General features: G+C 75.4%; 16 protein-coding genes and 1 pseudogene. 7 read left to right on the top strand and 10 right to left on the bottom strand.

Annotated features, from left to right (window positions below; all coding sequences use genetic code 11):
• Positions 1 to 248: 248 nt before the first annotated feature.
• From ACWDYF_RS11655 to ACWDYF_RS11640, 4 genes are read left to right on the top strand one after another with little or no spacing between them, the layout of a single operon-like run.
• Complete coding sequence (locus ACWDYF_RS11655) at positions 249 to 878, top strand: hypothetical protein (protein ID WP_389465490.1); 630 nt, start codon at positions 249 to 251, stop codon at positions 876 to 878.
• Positions 862 to 1,950 (top strand): efflux RND transporter periplasmic adaptor subunit, encoded by a 1,089-nt coding sequence (locus tag ACWDYF_RS11650; RefSeq protein ID WP_389465493.1) that lies wholly within the window; start codon positions 862 to 864, stop codon positions 1,948 to 1,950. The genes ACWDYF_RS11655 and ACWDYF_RS11650 overlap by 17 nt, the downstream gene beginning before the upstream one ends.
• Entirely contained in the window at positions 1,947 to 2,696 is a 750-nt protein-coding gene (locus ACWDYF_RS11645; RefSeq protein ID WP_389465496.1) for an ABC transporter ATP-binding protein, read from the top strand. Before ACWDYF_RS11650 ends, ACWDYF_RS11645 begins: the two co-directional genes overlap by 4 nt.
• Positions 2,693 to 3,958 carry an ABC transporter permease gene (locus ACWDYF_RS11640; RefSeq protein ID WP_389465499.1) on the top strand — a complete coding sequence of 422 codons (1,266 nt, stop codon included), beginning with the start codon at positions 2,693 to 2,695 and terminating at the stop codon, positions 3,956 to 3,958. The genes ACWDYF_RS11645 and ACWDYF_RS11640 overlap by 4 nt, the downstream gene beginning before the upstream one ends.
• Before the next feature lie 46 nt (positions 3,959 to 4,004).
• Here ACWDYF_RS11640 and ACWDYF_RS11635 read toward each other — a convergent pair whose 3' ends face one another.
• Positions 4,005 to 4,895: a universal stress protein gene (locus ACWDYF_RS11635; protein ID WP_389465502.1), complete on the bottom strand. Its 891-nt coding sequence runs from the start codon at positions 4,893 to 4,895 to the stop codon at positions 4,005 to 4,007.
• Positions 4,896 to 5,115: 220 nt separating this feature from the next.
• Here ACWDYF_RS11635 and ACWDYF_RS11630 point away from each other — a divergent pair, with 220 nt between their 5' ends.
• Together ACWDYF_RS11630 and ACWDYF_RS11625 are read left to right on the top strand one after the other, a co-directional pair.
• A complete protein-coding gene (locus tag ACWDYF_RS11630) occupies positions 5,116 to 5,568 on the top strand; it encodes a Crp/Fnr family transcriptional regulator (protein WP_381742223.1) in 453 nt (150 codons plus the stop codon).
• Positions 5,569 to 5,611: 43 nt separating this feature from the next.
• A pseudogene (locus ACWDYF_RS11625) lies at positions 5,612 to 6,263 on the top strand (CBS domain-containing protein).
• Between the two features lie 27 nt (positions 6,264 to 6,290).
• Here the strand turns inward: ACWDYF_RS11625 and ACWDYF_RS11620 are convergent.
• The 6 genes from ACWDYF_RS11620 to ACWDYF_RS11595 all read right to left on the bottom strand — a co-directional run bounded on the left by ACWDYF_RS11620 (position 6,291) and on the right by ACWDYF_RS11595 (position 12,348).
• The gene (locus tag ACWDYF_RS11620) at positions 6,291 to 6,731 is read right to left on the bottom strand and encodes a pyridoxamine 5'-phosphate oxidase family protein (protein ID WP_389465507.1); all 441 of its coding nucleotides are present in this window, start codon (positions 6,729 to 6,731) and stop codon (positions 6,291 to 6,293) included.
• A 67-nt stretch (positions 6,732 to 6,798) separates the two neighbouring features.
• A complete protein-coding gene (locus ACWDYF_RS11615) occupies positions 6,799 to 7,881 on the bottom strand; it encodes a zinc-binding dehydrogenase (RefSeq protein WP_389465728.1) in 1,083 nt (360 codons plus the stop codon).
• 182 nt (positions 7,882 to 8,063) lie between these two features.
• Positions 8,064 to 8,942 carry a universal stress protein gene (locus tag ACWDYF_RS11610; RefSeq protein WP_389465510.1) on the bottom strand — a complete coding sequence of 293 codons (879 nt, stop codon included), beginning with the start codon at positions 8,940 to 8,942 and terminating at the stop codon, positions 8,064 to 8,066.
• 165 nt (positions 8,943 to 9,107) lie between these two features.
• Positions 9,108 to 10,856: a GAF domain-containing sensor histidine kinase gene (locus ACWDYF_RS11605; RefSeq protein WP_389465513.1), complete on the bottom strand. Its 1,749-nt coding sequence runs from the start codon at positions 10,854 to 10,856 to the stop codon at positions 9,108 to 9,110.
• A gap of 9 nt (positions 10,857 to 10,865) precedes the next feature.
• The gene (locus ACWDYF_RS11600) at positions 10,866 to 11,552 is read right to left on the bottom strand and encodes a response regulator (protein ID WP_389465515.1); all 687 of its coding nucleotides are present in this window, start codon (positions 11,550 to 11,552) and stop codon (positions 10,866 to 10,868) included.
• 136 nt (positions 11,553 to 11,688) lie between these two features.
• Entirely contained in the window at positions 11,689 to 12,348 is a 660-nt protein-coding gene (locus tag ACWDYF_RS11595) for a TetR/AcrR family transcriptional regulator (RefSeq protein WP_389465518.1), read from the bottom strand.
• 121 nt (positions 12,349 to 12,469) lie between these two features.
• On the opposite strand from ACWDYF_RS11595, the gene ACWDYF_RS11590 reads away from it, so the two are divergent.
• Positions 12,470 to 13,444, top strand: coding sequence for a zinc-dependent alcohol dehydrogenase family protein (locus ACWDYF_RS11590; RefSeq protein ID WP_389465521.1), 975 nt, complete (start codon positions 12,470 to 12,472; stop codon positions 13,442 to 13,444).
• A 91-nt stretch (positions 13,445 to 13,535) separates the two neighbouring features.
• On the opposite strand, the gene ACWDYF_RS11585 is transcribed toward ACWDYF_RS11590, so the two are convergent.
• The 3 genes from ACWDYF_RS11585 to ACWDYF_RS11575 form a co-directional block, all read right to left on the bottom strand.
• Entirely contained in the window at positions 13,536 to 14,222 is a 687-nt protein-coding gene (locus ACWDYF_RS11585; protein WP_389465523.1) for a DUF899 domain-containing protein, read from the bottom strand.
• A gap of 86 nt (positions 14,223 to 14,308) precedes the next feature.
• Positions 14,309 to 15,352: a YihY/virulence factor BrkB family protein gene (locus ACWDYF_RS11580; RefSeq protein WP_389465526.1), complete on the bottom strand. Its 1,044-nt coding sequence runs from the start codon at positions 15,350 to 15,352 to the stop codon at positions 14,309 to 14,311.
• A 28-nt stretch (positions 15,353 to 15,380) separates the two neighbouring features.
• Positions 15,381 to 16,313, bottom strand: coding sequence for a LysR substrate-binding domain-containing protein (locus ACWDYF_RS11575; RefSeq protein ID WP_389465530.1), 933 nt, complete (start codon positions 16,311 to 16,313; stop codon positions 15,381 to 15,383).
• Positions 16,314 to 16,489 lie beyond the last annotated feature (176 nt).

The following is a 16,489-nucleotide window of genomic DNA, read 5'->3' as shown; positions in this document are numbered from 1 at the left end:
TAGGGGGCTTGACGGCCAGGACGGTAGGGCGCGGATGTGCCGCGACCGTCCTGTTCCGGTGGGGGAGTTGTCGGCATCCGGTCGGCGTCCGGACGGGGTGCGCGGCCGGTGACCGGGCGGTGTCCGGGCGGTGTGTCCGGCCGGTGGCCGGGCGGCCGGTGCGGCGGTGCGGGGCGCCGCCGCGGGGCGCACGGCACCGGCAACGGTTCCTGACGGCTTCCCGACACATCGCGCCGAGCATGGGCCCCATGACCCACCTCGACCTCCGCGGCCGCCGCCGTTGCCTGCCCGGCGCCGCCGTCCTCCTCGCGGGCTTCCTGCTGCTCACCGGCTGCGGCGGCGGGGGCGGTCCGGGCGGCTCCGACGACCGGGGCGGCTCGGCCCACAAGGGCGTGGCGTCCCTGGAGAGCGGCGCCCCGGCCGGTACGCCGAAGGCGGGTTCCGGCGCGGGCGCCACACCGTCCGACCCGGACGCCGGCCGCCCCCAACTGCGCCTGGACAGCACGGACGAGGAGCGGGACCGCTACTGGCACTACTACGCCGCGTGCCTCAAGGACCACGGCCACAAGATGATCACCGTACGCGGCCCGGACTCCATCGACGACACGGACAACAGCCCCACCGCGAAAGCGGCCGAGCGGGCGTGCAAGAACAAACTTCCCCTCCAGCCGCCCGAGTTGGAACGCGAGACGAATCCGCACTTCGACGACCAGTACCGGGCCTACGTCAAGTGCCTGAACCGGCACGGCCTCAAGGTCACCGCGCTGCCCGACAACTCCGGCTGGACCTACGACGGCGATTCCACGCTGAGCCAGACCGAGCAGGACACGGTCGACAAGAAATGCACGATGGAGGAATTCGGTGGCAAGAAGGACTAAGGTCGCCGTCACGCTGAGCGCCCTGCTGGTCGCCGGGGCCGCCGGTACCGGCGCGGTGGCCTGGAGCAACACCCACGCGGGCCGGGACACCGCGGCCGCGGCGCCCGCGCCGCCGCACACCGCCACGGTCACCAGGACCGACCTCTCCGACAGCCGCACCCTGCCGGGCACCCTCGGCCACGGCAAGCCGCACGTGCTCAAGGGCACCGGCCAGGGCACCGTCACGGCGGTGCCGAAGCCGGGTGCCCGCGCGGCCAGGGGCAAGGCGCTGTACCGGATCGACGACCGGCCCGTACCGGTCTTCTTCGGCGACACCCCCTTCTTCCGCACCCTGGACAAGACGGGCGTGCGCGGCCACGACGTGAGCGTGCTCGCCGACAACCTCGTCGCGCTCGGCTACGACATCGGGTCCGCGGCGACCGCGCCGAGTGGCACCGGTGACGAGGGCGCGCTGTTCACCCCGGCCCTCGCCGCCGCCCTCAAGCGGTGGCAGCACGACACCGGACAGCAGGCCACGGGCACCCTCGTCCCCGGCCGCGCCGTCGTCCTGCCCGGGGCGGTGCGCGTCGACACGGTCCAGGCACAGCCCGGCGACCCGGCCGACTCCCCGCTGTTCGCCTACACGGCCGCCGCCAAGTCCGTGACCGTGCCGGTCGCCGCCACCGACGTGGCCACCGTCAAGGCCGGCACCCGGGCGGGGATCACCCTGCCCGACGGCAGGACGGTCCGCGGCAGGGTCACCGCGCTCGGCCGGACCGTCCAGGGCGGCACGGACGGCGCGCAGGCGCAGACCGGACCGGCCACCCTCGATGTGACCGTGGTCCCGGACCACGCGAAGGACGTGCAGAGCCTCGACGCGGCGGCCGTACAGGTCAGGTTCGACACCGTCACCCGCAAGGGCGTCCTCGCCGTCCCCGTGAGCGCGCTGGTCGCCCTGAAGGAGGGCGGATACGCGGTGCAGCGCCCGGACGGCACCCTGATCGCGGTGACCACCGGCATGTTCGCGGGCGGGCAGGTCGAGGTGAGCGGCAAGGGAGTGACCGAGGGCAGCAAGGTGGTGACGGCCTCATGAGCACGCCCGCCACGCCCGCCACCGGTACCGGCCCCCGCACGCCCGGGGTCCTCCGCACCGGCTGTCCGGTCCTCCTCGTCGACGACGTCACCCGACACCACCCCGGCGACGTCACCGCGCTCGACCATGTGTCGCTCCGCGTGGACGAGGGCGAACTCCTCGCCATCGTCGGCCCGTCCGGGTCCGGCAAGTCGACGCTGCTGCACATCATGGGCACCCTGGACCGGCCGACGACCGGCACCGTCCGGGTCGTCGGACACGACGTCCGCACCCTGGGCGACCGCCGCCTGTCCGCGCTCCGCGCCCGCCTGCTGGGCTTCGTCTTCCAGCACTTCCACCTCACCGACGGACTGGACGCCACCGAGAACGTCGCCACCGGACTGCTCTACGCGGGTGTCCCGCGCCGCAGCCGCCGCCCGCTCGCCCGGGAGGCCCTGGCCCGGGTCGGCCTGGCACACCGCGGCTCCCATCTGCCGCAGCAGCTCTCCGGCGGCGAGCGGCAACGCGTCGCCATCGCCCGCGCGCTGGTCAACCGGCCCGCGCTGGTGCTCGCCGACGAACCCACCGGCGCCCTGGACGCGGCCAACGGCGAGGCCGTCCTCGACCTGCTCACCGAACTCAACGCCCAGGGCACGACCATCGCCGTCATCACCCACGACCGCGACATCGCCGCCCGGCTGCCCCGCAGGGTGGAACTGCGCGACGGACGCGTCACGGCCGACACCCGCGAGGTGAGCACCGCATGAGCCGCAGAGCGAAGACCCGTACACCGCGGCCCCGCACACCACGGAACCGCACCGCGCGGAACCGCGGACCGCGCCCGGTCCGGCTGGCGTTCACCGACATCCTCCGGCTCGGCCTGCTCGGCATCCGCACCCGCGGCCCCCGGGCGGCGCTGTCCGCGCTCGGCATCTCCCTGGGCATCGCGACGCTCGTCGTCGTCACCGCCGTGCCCGCCTCCAGCAGGCAGGCCCTGTCCAACCAGTTGTCCGCGCTCGGTACGAACATGCTCCGCGTCGCCCCGCAGACGAACGCCGATCCGCCCGTGGTCCTCCCCGAGAGCGCCGACGCCATGGCCGCCCGCATCGGCCCGGTCACCCACGCCAGTGCCGTGGCCAACCTGCACGAGACGGTGCTGCGCTCCGACCGCGCCGACCCGGCCGACGCCCCCGGGATCAGCGTCCTGGCCGCCCGCACCGGTCTGCTCGCTGCGGTCCACGGGAAGGTCGGCTCGGGAGCGTTCCTCACCGCGACCACGGCCCGCTTCCCGACCGTGGTCCTGGGCGCGCACGCCGCCTCGCGCCTCGGCTACGACCGGGTGCGCCCCGGCAAGGAGGCCGGGCAGGTCTACATCGGCGGGCGCTGGTTCACCGTCGTCGGCATCCTCGCACCGCTGCCGCTCGCCCCCGACCTGGACAGCACCGTCCTGATCGGCTGGGAGGCGGCCCGCGAGCAGTTCGGCTTCGACGGCCACCCCACCGTCGTCTACGTCACGGCCGTCGAGTCGCAGATCGAGAACGTACGCGCCGTGCTGCCCGCCACCGTCCACCCGCAGTTGCCCGGCCTCGTCCAGGTCAGCCGCCCCTCGGACGTCCTGGCCGCCAAGCGGGCCACCGAGCGGACGCTCTCCGTGCTGCTGCTCGGACTCGCGGGCGTCGCCCTCCTCGTCGGCGGGGTCGGCGTGGCCAACACCATGGTCGTCTCGGTGCTGGAGCGGCGCCGTGAGATCGGGCTGCGCCGCGCCCTGGGCGCCAGCCGCCGCCAGATCAGAGGGCAGTTCCTCGCCGAGTCGGTCGCCCTGTCCGCGCTGGGCGGCTGCGCCGGGACGCTGCTCGGCGCGCTGGGCGCGGGCGGGTACGCCCTGTACCAGTCCTGGCCCGTGGTGTTCCCGCCGCTCGCTCTGACCGGCGGGGTGCTCGGCGCGGTCGTCGTCGGCGCGGCCGCCGGGCTCTACCCGGCCGTACGCGCCTCCGGGCTGCCGCCCACCGAGGCGCTGGCCGCGGTCTGAGGCGGCGGCCGGGGGCGCGCCCCGGGACGGAGGCGGAGGCGGAGGGTCACTCCTCCCCGTACTCCGCCGCGCCCGCCCGCTGCGGCACCACCGCCACCGGGCACCGCGCGTGGTGCAGCAACGCGTGGGCCGTACGGCCCAGTTGGAGCCCGAAGCGGCCGCTCCTGCGCCGCGCGCCCACGACCACCAGGTCCGCGGCGGCCGAACGGTCCACCAGCACCCGGTGCGCGGGCCCCTCGGCCGTCGCCCGGCGCACCAGCAGCTCCGGCGAGGTCTCCGGCTCTCCCGCGGCCAGCGCCGCTTCGAGTACGGCGGCGGCCCGCTCCTCCTCGTCCCCGGCGCCGTCCCGGACCTCGGCCGGCCCGCGCGCGGGGCTGCGCCAGGCCCGTACGACGTCCAGGACGCAGCCTCGGACCCGCGCCTCGCGCACGGCGAACCGCGCCGCCTCGCCGCCGGTGCCGGGCCCGCCCGCGCCGAGCAGGATCCGCCCGTGCGCGCCGGACAGCCCGGCCGGGTCGCCGCGGACCACGATCACCGGGCAGCGCGCGCGTCCGGCCACCGCGAGCCCCACCGACCCGAGCAGCAGGCCCTTCAGCTCGCCGCGCCCCCGGGAGCCGATCACCACGGCCGCCGCGTCGTCGCCCGCTTCCAGCAGGGCGGTGGCCGCGTCCTCGGGAAGGATGTCGCCGGACACCTTCACCTCCGGGCCGCGCAGCCGGGCCCGCTCGGCGGCGGAGCCGAGCACGTACTCGGCGAGCACCTGCTCGGAGGGCCGCTCGGTGCTCCCGGAGGGCACGGCGCCCTCGTAGCGCTCCCACAGGGAGGCGTGCACCAGCCGCAGCGGCAGACCGTGCCGGGCCGCCTCGTCCACCGCCCAGTCGACCGCCGCCAGGCTCGGACCCGAACCGTCCACGCCCACGACCAGAGGCAATTCCATCGCCACCACCGTCTCCCGCCGGTATGCCGCCCGCTGCGGCAAGGGGGTCCCCTTGTCACCGTCGCACCCGCCCCGCCCCCGCGCGAGGGCGGTTCGGCCCTGGCGCGGGACGTTGGGCCCACCAGGGGGACCGGGCGGCCCGTGGCGCCCCGCCCGGTGCGGGAGCACCCTGAAGACAGGCCGCCCCCCGGACGGCGGCACCGAGGCAGGAGCGTGACCGATGACCTCCACCACACTCACCGCGGCGCTGCCGGCCGGCCACCGCGAGCGGCTGATGTCCCTGGCCCACGACGTCTCGTTCGCGACGGGCAGCCGGCTCTTCGAGGAGGGGCAGCACGCCGACCGGTTCTGGATCGTGCGGACCGGGACCGTCGCCCTCGACCTGCACGTCCCGGGCCGCCGCGCCGCCGTCGTCGAGACCCTGGGCCACGGCGAACTGGTCGGCTGGTCCTGGCACTTCCCGCCGTACGTCTGGCACCTGGGCGCCGAGGCCGCGAGCCCGGTGCGGGCCTGGGAGTTCGACGCGGCCGCCGTGCGGTCCCTGTGCGAGCGGGACCCGGAGTTCGGCCGGGCCGTCGCCTGCTGGGTGGGCCAGGTGGCCGCCCGGCGGCTGCACGCCGCCCGCGTCCGGCTCCTGGACCTGTACGCCCCGTACGGCAGCGGAGAACGGTGACGCCCACCCGCGCGCGGGCGGTTCACCGAGCGAGGAGGAGACCATGCGGCGCGGACCCCGTACCGTCAGCGAGGTCATGACGCACACCGTCGTGGCCGTGGGGCGTGACGCCCCGTTCAAGGACGTCGTCGGCCTCATGGGGCAGTGGAGGGTGAGCGCTCTCCCGGTGCTGGCGGGCGAGGGCCGGGTCATCGGCGTCGTCTCCGAGGCCGATCTGCTGCCCAAGGAGGAGTTCCGCGACAGCGACCCGGACCGGTTCACCCAGCTGCGCCGCCTGCCCGACCTGGCCAAGGCCGGGGCGCTGACCGCCGGGGAGCTGATGAGCGCCCCGGCCGTGACCGTCCACGCCGACGCCACGCTCGCCGAGGCGGCCCGCGTCATGGCCCGGCGCGGGGTCAAACGGCTGCCCGTCGTCGACGCCGAGGGCCTGCTCGAAGGCGTGGTGAGCCGCGCCGACCTGCTGAAGGTGTTCCTGCGCTCGGACGACGACATCGCCGAGGAGGTGCGCCTGGACGTCCTGCCGTCCCACGGGCGAGGCGATCGGCGTCCGGGTCGAGGACGGCGTGGTGACCCTGACGGGACGCGTCCGCGACACCTCCATGGTCCCCGTCGCGGCCCGGCTGGTGCGCGCGGTGGAGGGCGTGGTCGACGTGGAGTACGACCTCACCGGCCGGGCGGGCCGGGCGGACGGCTAGAGCGGACTGCACCGGGTCGGCGCGGGGTCAGAAGAACGGGTCCAGGCCGTACAGGCTGCGCCCGCCGACCAGTTCGCGGCCCGTGACCAGTTCCGGCGCGATCCGGATGAACACCTCGCGCGGCGACGGGGCCCAGGACAGCGGCCCGTCCCGGACCAGGCGCCGGAACCGGTCGAAGTCGCTCACCACGGCGGCGGGCCCGGTGACGACGACGCTCCAGCCGGAGCGCGCCACCGGGTCCACCTCGTCGGCCTCGAAGGCGACCACCGCGCCGTCGACCGCGCGGGCCAGCTCCGAGGCGGCGGACGTGCACAGCAGCACCGCACCCTCGTCGTCCAGGCGGAAGTTCACCGGCAGCACGGCGGGCAGGGCGTGCCGGGTGTGCACGACCCGGCCCACCGGGGCCGTGGCCAGCAGCCGCAGGCACTCCTGCCGGCCGAGTTCGCGGAAGCCGTCGTTCGGTTCCATGGCGCGGTCCGCCGCCGTGTCCGTGTCCGTGTCCGTGTCCCGGTGTCCGGTCGTCCCGGTGGCCGGTTCAGTCCGCCGCCGTCGGCGGCACGGGCACGACCTCGCGCGGCGGCGGCCCGCCGAGGACGACCTTGAGCGCGCCGGTCTCGGCGGCGTGGGCGAAGACGTCGTACGCCTCCTCCATCCGGTCCAGCGGGAACGTATGGGTGACGAACTGCGCGGCGGGCAGCCGCCCGGCGGCGGTCATCCGGAGCAGCGTGGGCGTGGAGCTGGTGTCGACCAGACCGGTGGTGATGGTCACGTCCTTGATCCACAGCTCTTCGAGGTGCAGGGTCGCCGGCCTGCCGTGCACCCCCACATTGGCCACATGGCCGCCAGGCCGCACCATGCGCGTGCACATCTCGAACGTCTCCGGGACGCCCACCGCCTCCACGGCCACGTCGGCGCCCAGCCCGCCGGTGAGGTCGGCGACCAGTTGCCCCGGGTCCTCGCGGGCGTCCGCGACCGCCTCGGCGCCCAGTTTCCGGGCCGCCTCCAGGCGCGCGGGGGACAGGTCGGCCACGATGACGCGTTCGGGCGCGAACAGGCGCGCGGTGGCGACGACGGCCAGGCCGACGGGCCCGGCGCCGACCACGACCACGGTGTCCCCGGGCCGCACCCGCCCGTTCAGCACACCCACCTCGTAGGCGGTGGGGAAGATGTCCGCCAGCAGCACCGCCTCGGTGTCGGTCACCGCGGCGGGCAGCGGGTGCAGGGACAGATCGGCGAAGGGCACCCGCACGTACTGCGCCTGGGTGCCGTCGATCAGATGGCCGAGGATCCAGCCGCCGCCGCCCAGGCACTGGCCGTAGACGCCCTCGCGGCAGTAGCGGCAGCGCCCGCAGGCGGTGACGCAGGAGACCAGCACCCGCTCGCCCGGCCGTACGGTGCGCGCCTCGGGCCCGGCCTCCACGACCTCCCCGACGGCTTCGTGCCCCAGCACGGTCCCCGGGCGCACCTCGGGCACATCGCCCCCCAGGATGTGCAGGTCCGTCCCGCAGATCGTGACCGTGTCCACCCGCACCACGGCGTCCGTGGGCTCCCGGACACCGGGGTCGGGAACCTCCTCCCAGGCGGCCTGCCCGGGACCGTGGAAGACATAGCCCTTCATACCGGCCCTCACCCTCTCTCCGTCAGGGGTCGACTTTCCGTCAGGGGTCGACGCCGCCGGGTCCCGTCCGCCGGGACCGTCCGGCACGACCAGCGTCCCCACCGCGCCGCGCCCGGCGCTTGGGCCCAACGGCCCCCATCCCGGCGCCGACCGGTGCGGACCGCGCGCAGGCGTTCAGGCGTTCAGGCGCGGTGCGGTACGACGGCCACCGGGCACAGCGCGTGGTGCAGCAGGGTGTGCGCGACGCGGCCGAGCTGGAGCCCGAGGCGGCCCGGCCGGCGCCGGGCGCCGACCACCAGCAGGCCGGCCGTCCGCGACGCCCCGAGCAGCACCTTGTGCGCGGGCCCCTCCGCCGTGCGGCGCCGCACCTCCACCCGCGGGGGCACCTCCCGCAGCGCCTCCTCCAGGACCTCCGCCGCCGCCTCTTCCTCCGCCTCCCCGTACGCGCGCTCCGGCCCGCCGGTGAGCAACGGATGGGCGGCCGGCTCGGGCGCGGGGCACCGCCAGGCCCGTACGGCCTCCAGCACGGCGCCGCGCAGCGCGGCCTCCCGGGCGGCGAACGGCACCTCGGCGGCGGGTTCGTCGCCGATCCCGACGACGACACGGCCGGACACCGCCGTACGGGCCTGGTCGTCGCCGCCGGGGCGGACCACGACGACGGGGCAGTCGGCGTGCGCGGCGACGTAGAGGCCGACCGAGCCGAGCAGCAGCCCGCTCACACCGCCCCGGCCCCGGCTGCCCACGACCAGGGCGGCGGCGTTGCGGGCTTCCCGCAGCAGCGCGTACTCCGGTGCCTCGGGCAGGGCGGCCAGGCCGACCGCCAGGTCCGGCTGCCGCGCCCGCGCGCGGTGCGCCCCGGCCCGGACGACGTCCTCGGCCGCCACCCGCGCGTCCGGCTTGCCGAGATCCCGGGCGAGCGCGGAGCCCTCGTAGCGCTCCCAGAGCGAGGCGTACACCACCCGCAGCGGCAGCCCGCGCAGCACGGCCTCGTCGGCCGCCCAGTCCACGGCCCGCAGCGCGGGCTCGGAGCCGTCCACCCCGACGACCAGGGGAAGGTCCATCGCGCTCACACTCCCGTACACGGTCCGGCCGCCGCCCGCCGTCCGCGCGGGACCGGCGGCACCCGGGCAGGTCCACCTCCGAGCATGCGCGGCCCGGGGTCCGGCGGGCAGGGGCCACACGTCCCCGCGCGCGGTGCCGACCGGCCGTCCGCCGCGCCGTGCGGTCTACTCCCGGCGGCGGCTCACCGGTGCCTGCCAGACCAGCGCGGTGCCGCCGGTGCGCGGGGTGGTCAGGCGGAGGGTGCCGCCCAGTCGCCGGGCGCGGGCGCGGAGGTTGTCCAGGCCGCTGCGGGGGGCGTCGGGCGGGATGCCCACACCGTCGTCGGTGACGGTGATCCGTACGGTGCTGCCGTCCGTCTCCAGAGCGACCTCGGCCCGGTGGGCGCGGGCGTGCCGGGCGACGTTGGTCAGCGCCTCGGACAGCACGGCGACCACCTGCTCGGCGGTCTCGTCCGGCACATGGGTGTCGAGCAGCCCCTCCATCCGCACACTGGGCGCGAAGCCCAGCACCCGGGCGGCGTCGTCGACCACCCGGACGGCGCGCGCCCGCAGCCCCGGCGCCGCCTCCTCGTCGTGCCTGCGCAGCCCGAAGATCGACGACCGGATGATCTTGATGGTCTCGTCCAGGTCGTCCACGGCCCGCGCCACCCGCTCCCGGGCCCCCTCGTGCTCGATGAACCGCTCCGCGCTCTGGAGGGTCATCCCGGTCGCGAAGAGCCGCTGGATCGCCAGATCGTGCAGGTCCCGCCCGATCCGGTCGCGGTCCTCCAGGAGGGCGATCTGCTCCGCGTCCCGCCGGTGCTCGGCCAGCTCCATCGCCAGCGCCGCCTGCCCGGCGAACCCCTTCAGGGTCTCCAGCTCCGGAGGCGAGAAGACCTCGGCCCCCGCCTCCCGGGCGAGCAGCACCACGCCCCGCACATGGCCGCCGCCCCCGACCGGCACGGCCACGGCGGGCCCGAGCCCGCCGAACCGCGGCGGCCCGGCGGTGACCCGCGCGTCATGGGCGGCGTCCGGGCTGCTCACCACCGCGCCGCTCGCGAAGGCCGCCCCGGTGAGGGTGCCCCGCACCGGCAGCACCAGACCGCGGTGCGCCCCGGCGTGCCGCCCGATGGCCAGCTCCACGGTGAGCGCCTCGGTGTCCCGCACCGGCACGGACATCGCGGCGAGCACCGAACCGGTGATCTCCCGCGCCCGCTCGGCGATCAGCCGCAACACCTCCACCTGCGCGGCCCCGGACAGCAGCGCCCGGGTGATCTCGGCGTTCGCCCGCAGCCAGCGCTCGCGCAGCCGGGACTCCTCGTACAGCCGCGCGTTGTCGATGGCCACCCCGGCCGCCACCGCCAGCGTCGACAGGACCGACTCGTCCTCCTCGTCGAACGGCACCCCGCCGCGCTTCTGCGTCAGATACAGATTCCCGTAGACCCGGTCGCGCACCCGGACCGGGACCGGGAGGAAGGCGTCCATCGGCGGATGGTGCGCCGGGAAGCCGTACGACGACGGGTGCTCGGAGAGCTTCGCCAGCCGCAGCGGCCGCGGCTCGCGGATCAGCTCCCCGAGGATCCCCTTGCCCTGCGGGAACGGGCCGATCCGGGCGATCAGCTCCTCGTCCACCCCGACCGTGTGGAACGCCGAGAGGGAGCGTCCGTCCGGCCCGATCACACCCAGCGCGGCGTACTCGGCGTCGACCAGCGCCGCGGCCGCCTCCACCACACCGCGCAGCACCTGCCCGAGGTCCAGCTCGCGGCCGACGGAGAGGACCGCCTCCAGCAGGCTGTGCACCCGGTCGAGGGTGCCGCGCGCCGCGTCCAGGCGGGCCTGGAGCTCGCCCAGCAGCTCGTCCAGCCGCAGCTGCGGCAGCCGCAGCCGGGCGTCCTCGTCCCCGGACGGGTGCGCGTACTCCTCGGAGCGTCCCACCGCCGGCCCTCAGCGGTCGTCCCCGTGGGCCCGGTCCCCGGCCCGGGTGGCGATCACCGCGGCCTGGACCCGCCGTTCCACACCGAGCTTGGCCAGCAGCCGGGAGATGTGGTTCTTGACCGTCTTCTCCGCCAGATACAGCTGCCGGCCGATCTGCCGGTTGGTGAGCCCCTCGCCGATCAGCGCCAGGATCTCCCGCTCCCGGCCGGTGAGGCCGCACAGCGCCTCCGGCTCCTCCCGCGGGCCGCCGCGCAGCCGGTCCATCAGGCGCGCGGTGGCACTGGGGTCCAGCAGCGACTGGCCGCGCGCCACCGTGCGCACCGCCGAGACCAGGTCCGCGCCCCGGATCTGCTTCAGCACATAGCCGGAGGCACCCGCCATGATCGAGTCGAGCAGCGCCTCCTCGTCGTCGAACGAGGTCAGCATCAGACAGGCCAGCTCCGGCATCCGGGACCGCAGCTCGCGGCAGACCCGCACCCCGTCCCCGTCCGGCAGCCGCACGTCCAGCACCGCCACGTCCGGGCGCAGCGCGGGCACCCGCGCCAGGGCCTGCGCCGCGGTGGCGGCCTCGCCGGTCACCTCGACGTCCGGCTCGTCGTTCAGCAGGTCGCGCACCCCGCGCCGTACCACCTCGTGGTCGTCCAGCAGGAAGACCCGGATCGGAGCCGCACGGGCGGCCTGCTCGGGGTCCGCCATCGGTCACTCCCTTCGACGGGCTCGCTGCGGGCGCGGTGCCTCCCCCTCCAGCATCGCGCAGACGGCGCCACCCGGCGCCCCGCCCGCCTCCGGCCCGCTTCCGTTCGGGGCGCCGGCCGTCCGGCGTACGACGGGCTCAGGTGCCCGGGCCTTCGGGGGACCGCAGACGCGGGGCCGGCGGCAGGGCCGCGTGCGCCCCAGGCACCGCCCCCGGCACCGGCTCCGGTACGGCACGGAACGCCTCGATCACATACGCGGCGAAGCGGCGGGAGGCGGCCTGCCGGGCGGCCACCGGGACGTCCTGGACGCCCCGGTGGGCCATGAGCATCAGCACCAGGTCGTCCACGACGAAACCGGGCCGCAGCCGCCCGGCCTCCTGGGCGCGGCGGGCCAGCCCGGCGACCGCGCGCAGCGCCCGCTCGCGGTCGGCGGCGAAGTCCATGGTTCCGGGGTACGCCGTCATGAAGGCGTCGGCGAACCCCCGGCTGTGCGCGTGGAGTTCGCAGATCCGCTCGACCAGGTCCCGGAAGCCGTGCCACGGGTCCGCGTCCGCGAGGGCGTCACGGACCACCGTGCGGCAGGCCCGCCGCTGGTCGGCGAAGGCCGCCGTGACCAGGTCCCGCTTGGTGGGGAAGTGCCGGTACAGCGTGGCCGCGCCGACGCCCGCTCGCCGGGCGACCGCGCGCACGGGCGCGCCCAGGCCCTCCTCGCCGAACACCGCGCGGGCGGCCTCCAGGATGCGGACCCGGTTGTCACGGGCGTCGGAGCGCGCGAGGTGAGGCAGACGACCGGTCATCGTCTCTCACTTTAACCAGCCGGCCGGGCCCGCCCGTTACGTTCCGTACGTCCCGCACTTTCCGGCAGCGCGGACGCCCTCCTGCCGCTTCCCCTGCCGCTCGGAACCAGAGGAGTTCGTGATGAAGGCCGTTGTGATCAGGACGTTCGGAGACCCGGACGGTCTGGAGGTCGTCGACCTGCCCGTGCCCGTCCCCGCCGCCGGGCAGGTGCGGATCGCCACGGAGGCGATCGGGGTGGGCGGCGTGGACGCCGTGATCCGCCGGGGGACGCTCGCCGGGTACGGCTTCCGGGAGGGCCATCACCTCGGCAGCGAGGTGGCGGGCACGGTCACCGATGTGGGAGAGGGCGTCGACGCCTCGTGGACCGGCCGGCGGGTGTGGGCGTTCACCGGCCTGTCCGGTGGGTACGCCGAGCAGGCCGTCACCGCCGTCGAGAACGTCCTTCCGCTGCCCGACGGTCTGACCTGCGTGGACGCGGTGACACTCGGCGGCTCCGGGGTGGCCGCGCACTTCGCCCTCGACCGGGCCCGGCTCGCGCCCGGCGAGACGGTCCTCGTCCGCGGCGCGGCGGGCAGCATCGGCATCACGGCGGTCCAGCTCGCGGCGCGGGCCGACGCGGGCGCGGTGGCGGTCACCACCTCCTCCGCCCGGCGCGGAGCCCGGCTGCGGGAGCTGGGCGCGACCCATGTCCTCGACCGCCGGGGCCAGGCCCTGCCCGGCGCTCCGGACACCGCCCTGTCGTCCTTCGACGTGATCGTCGACATCGTCGGCGGACCGCGACTCCCTCTGTTCCTGGACCGGTTGAGCGAGAACGGGCGGTTCGTGGCGGTGGGCGTCGTCGGCGGGCCGCCGCCCGCGGACTTCGGCACGCGGCTGATGGCCGCCTTCCGCAGATCGCTGACCTTCGCCACCCTCAGCTCCGACAGTGTGCCCGGACCCGACCGGCAGGCCGTGCGCGCGGCGCAGTTCGCCGACGCTGCGCACGGGGCGCTGCGCACGGTCGTCCACCAGGTGCTGCCGCTGGACCGGGCGGCATCGGCGCACCGGATGCTGGACGCGGGCGAGGTGTTCGGCAGGTCCGTCCTGACGCCCTGACCCGGGGAGCGGAACAGGCTCGGACACCGTACCCGGCCACTTCCTGTTACCGGGGCACGCGCACGGCCGCCGGGAGCCGTGCGCGCGGCGCTCACTCCGGGCCGTAGAGCGCGGCGATCTGTTCGGAGCGCATCCACCGGCTGTAGGCGGGCGACCGGGGCCAGCCGGGGGGCGAGTCCTGCCACTCCTCCTGCCGCCCGTAGGGGAGGAGGTCGATGAGCGGGAAGGTGTGGCTGAGCTGCTCGGTGCCCCGGCCGTCGGTGTGCCAGGTGCGGTGGACGGTGTCTCCGTCGCGGAGGAACACATTGACCGCGAATCCGCCCCCGGGCGGCGCGCCCATGTCGGCGCCGAAGGGGCTGTCCGCGGTCGAGTACCAGGTCATCCGGTTGCCGACGCGCCGCTTGTACGCCATCGCCTCGTCGATCGGGCCCTGGGTGACGACGACGAAGCGCGCGTCGTAGGCGTCCAGGAAGTCCAGCCGGGTGTACTGCGAGGTGAAACCCGTGCACCCGGGGCACTGCCACTCCTCGCCGGGGAACCACATGTGGTGGTACACGATCAGCTGCCTGCGGCCCTCGAAGATGTCCGCCAGCCGCACGGGACCCTCCGCGCCCCGCAGGGTGTACTCGGGCAGCGCCACCATCGGCAGGCGGCGGCGCTCGGCCGCGATGGCGTCGAGTTCCCGTGTCGCGGCCTTCTCCCTCGCGCGGAGCGCCGCCAGCCGCTCTCGCCAGATCGCGGCGTCGACGACGGGTGGCAGTTTGTCGGTGCTGGTCATGGTCCCCTCACAAGCCGGTGTGTGTTCTGCCCGTACGGGGCAGACTTCGGCGGGGCCCGGAACTCATCGGCCGTCGGCGCCGCGGTTCAGGCGGGCAGGTCGTCCTCGTCCCAGGTGCTGGTGTCGCGCGGCTGGGTGTACGGCTCGGTCTCGGGCGGCAGCCCGCCCGCGATGGCCCGCTGCCGCACCGTCTCGGCGTCGAACTCCAGGCCGAGCAGGACGGCGAGGTTGCCGATCCACAGCCAGACCAGGAAGACGATGACACCGCCCATGGCGCCGTACGTCCGGTTGTACGAGGCGAAGCCGGAGACGTAGCACGCGAAGCCCGCCGAGGCGCCCGCCCAGATCAGCAGGGCGAGGAAGCTGCCGGGGGAGACCCAGCGGAAGCCCTTCACCTCGGCGTTCGGGGCGGCCCAGTACAGGAGTGCGAGCATGAGGACGACCAGCAGGACGAGGACGGGCCACTTGGCCACGGACCACAGCGTCAGCGCGGTGTCGCCCGCCCCGATCACGGCACCGGCCCGGCGGGCGAGACCGCCGGTGAACACCACGATCACGGCACTGGCCGCGGCGAGCGTCATGAGCACCACCGTCAGACCGAGCCGGAGCGGCAGGATCTTCCACAGCGGCCGTCCCTCGGGCATGTCGTAGACGGCGTTGGCCGCCCGGATGAACGCGGCCACATAGCCGGACGCGGACCACACGGCGAGCACCAGACCGGCCACGGCCACGAGGGAACCGGTGCCGGCCTGCCCCTGCAACTGCTCCACGGCCCGGATGACGGTGTCCCGGGCGGGCCCCGGAGTGAGCTGCCGCAGCTCGTCCAGCAGCCGGTCGACCGTCGTCCGTCCGGTCACCCCCAGCAGCGAGACCAGGACGAGCAGGGCGGGAAAGAGCGACAGCACCCCGTAGTACGTCAACGCCGCCGCGCGGTCGGCCAGTTCGTCGTCCCTGAACTCCCTCACACTGCCTCTGAGCGCGGCGGTCCAGGCCCGCCTCGGCAGGCGCGTCGGCGTGTCCGGCGCGGCCCGCTCCACCTCGGGGCCGGGGCCCGGTTCCGGTTCGTCGTGCTCGCCTTCGTCGTGCTCGCCGTGCTCGTGCTCCCGGCCGGGAAGGGGAAGTTTCGCCATACGGCGCGTGTTTCCCGGCGGCCCGGACTCACGCCCCCTCCGCGGCGAGGGGCAGTCCGGTGATCATGTCCAGCAGGCGCAGTACCGCCGGATCGGCGTCGGAGCGGTGCACCGCGTACACGGTGGTGTCCAGGCGGACGGCGGGCTCCCGCAGCGGGACGAAGCTCACGCCCGGCACGGTGAGACGGCGCAGGTCCTCCGGGAGCAGACTCACGCACAGACCGGCGGCGACATAGCTGAACAGACCGCTGAGGTCGTCGGCGACCGCCACCGCGCGCGGGGTGAACCCGGCCTGCTGGCAGGCGAGTCGGAGCTGTTCGGCGAGGACGGGCAGCGCGTCCGGGTCGGGCAGCACGAAGTCCTCCTCGCGCAGCCGGGCCAGGGCGACACCGTCGCCGCCGGCCAGCCGGTGGTCGTACGGCACCGCGGCGGCGAGCCGTTCGGTGGCGATCACCCGGCTGACGAGGTCGTCGGCGAGCCGCGCCGGGTCGCGCAGGAACCCGAGGTCGAGCGATCCGCTGCGGACCCGCTCGGCCACCCCCTGCGAGGAGCCGTGCTGGAGCTGGATCCGCAGTCCGGGCAGGCGTTCGGCCGCCGTCCGCAGCATCGTGGGCAGGTAGAGGTGGCTGAGGAGGCTGACGTAGCCGACCCGCACGTCCCCCTCCAGACCGCTCGCGACCCGGCGGGCCCGCTCGACCACCGCGGTCTGGAGATCGAGCAGCCGCCGGGCGTCGGCGGCGAACACCGTACCGGCCGCGGTCAGCCGCACCCCGCCCGAGCCGCGGTCCAGCAGGCGCACCCCCAGCGTCCGCTCCAGCCGCTGGACCGACTGGCTGAGCGGCGGCTGGCTCATGCCGAGCAGTTCGGCCGCCCGGCCGAAGTGCTTCTCCCGTGCCACCGCCAGGAACTGCTCCAGCATCCGGCGCGAGAGGTTCGTCCGGTCCGCCGGAGCGAACTTCATATCGTCTGCCCTATCGTTCACTATCCGATCATATATTGGACAGACCTGACCTTTCGGGTGTCGACTGGATCCCGACCCGACCGCCGGAGCGCGGAGGCCGGCCGGACCCGTTCGGCCCGACCGGATTGCCGCCCCCCACCCCGTCGCCTTCCCTGAGAGACGGGGCCGCCGCCGCA

The sequence above is a fragment of the Streptomyces sp. NPDC003284 genome (genome assembly GCF_053589675.1).
The sequence above is the reverse complement of the archived record's forward strand: the minus strand, read 5'-3'. Positions and strand labels throughout refer to the sequence as shown.

Excerpts from the sequence above, each read along its gene's own strand:
- ACWDYF_RS11655 (WP_389465490.1), top strand. The coding sequence starts at position 249 with ATGACCCACCTCGACCTCCGCGGCCGCCGCCGTTGCCTGCCCGGCGCC.
- ACWDYF_RS11645 (WP_389465496.1), top strand. The coding sequence starts at position 1,947 with ATGAGCACGCCCGCCACGCCCGCCACCGGTACCGGCCCCCGCACGCCC.
- ACWDYF_RS11640 (WP_389465499.1), top strand. The coding sequence starts at position 2,693 with ATGAGCCGCAGAGCGAAGACCCGTACACCGCGGCCCCGCACACCACGG.
- ACWDYF_RS11635 (WP_389465502.1), bottom strand. The coding sequence starts at position 4,895 with ATGGAATTGCCTCTGGTCGTGGGCGTGGACGGTTCGGGTCCGAGCCTG.
- ACWDYF_RS11630 (WP_381742223.1), top strand. The coding sequence starts at position 5,116 with ATGACCTCCACCACACTCACCGCGGCGCTGCCGGCCGGCCACCGCGAG.
- ACWDYF_RS11620 (WP_389465507.1), bottom strand. The coding sequence starts at position 6,731 with ATGGAACCGAACGACGGCTTCCGCGAACTCGGCCGGCAGGAGTGCCTG.
- ACWDYF_RS11615 (WP_389465728.1), bottom strand. The coding sequence starts at position 7,881 with ATGAAGGGCTATGTCTTCCACGGTCCCGGGCAGGCCGCCTGGGAGGAG.
- ACWDYF_RS11610 (WP_389465510.1), bottom strand. The coding sequence starts at position 8,942 with ATGGACCTTCCCCTGGTCGTCGGGGTGGACGGCTCCGAGCCCGCGCTG.
- ACWDYF_RS11600 (WP_389465515.1), bottom strand. The coding sequence starts at position 11,552 with ATGGCGGACCCCGAGCAGGCCGCCCGTGCGGCTCCGATCCGGGTCTTC.
- ACWDYF_RS11595 (WP_389465518.1), bottom strand. The coding sequence starts at position 12,348 with ATGACCGGTCGTCTGCCTCACCTCGCGCGCTCCGACGCCCGTGACAAC.
- ACWDYF_RS11590 (WP_389465521.1), top strand. The coding sequence starts at position 12,470 with ATGAAGGCCGTTGTGATCAGGACGTTCGGAGACCCGGACGGTCTGGAG.
- ACWDYF_RS11585 (WP_389465523.1), bottom strand. The coding sequence starts at position 14,222 with ATGACCAGCACCGACAAACTGCCACCCGTCGTCGACGCCGCGATCTGG.
- ACWDYF_RS11580 (WP_389465526.1), bottom strand. The coding sequence starts at position 15,352 with ATGGCGAAACTTCCCCTTCCCGGCCGGGAGCACGAGCACGGCGAGCAC.
- ACWDYF_RS11575 (WP_389465530.1), bottom strand. The coding sequence starts at position 16,313 with ATGAAGTTCGCTCCGGCGGACCGGACGAACCTCTCGCGCCGGATGCTG.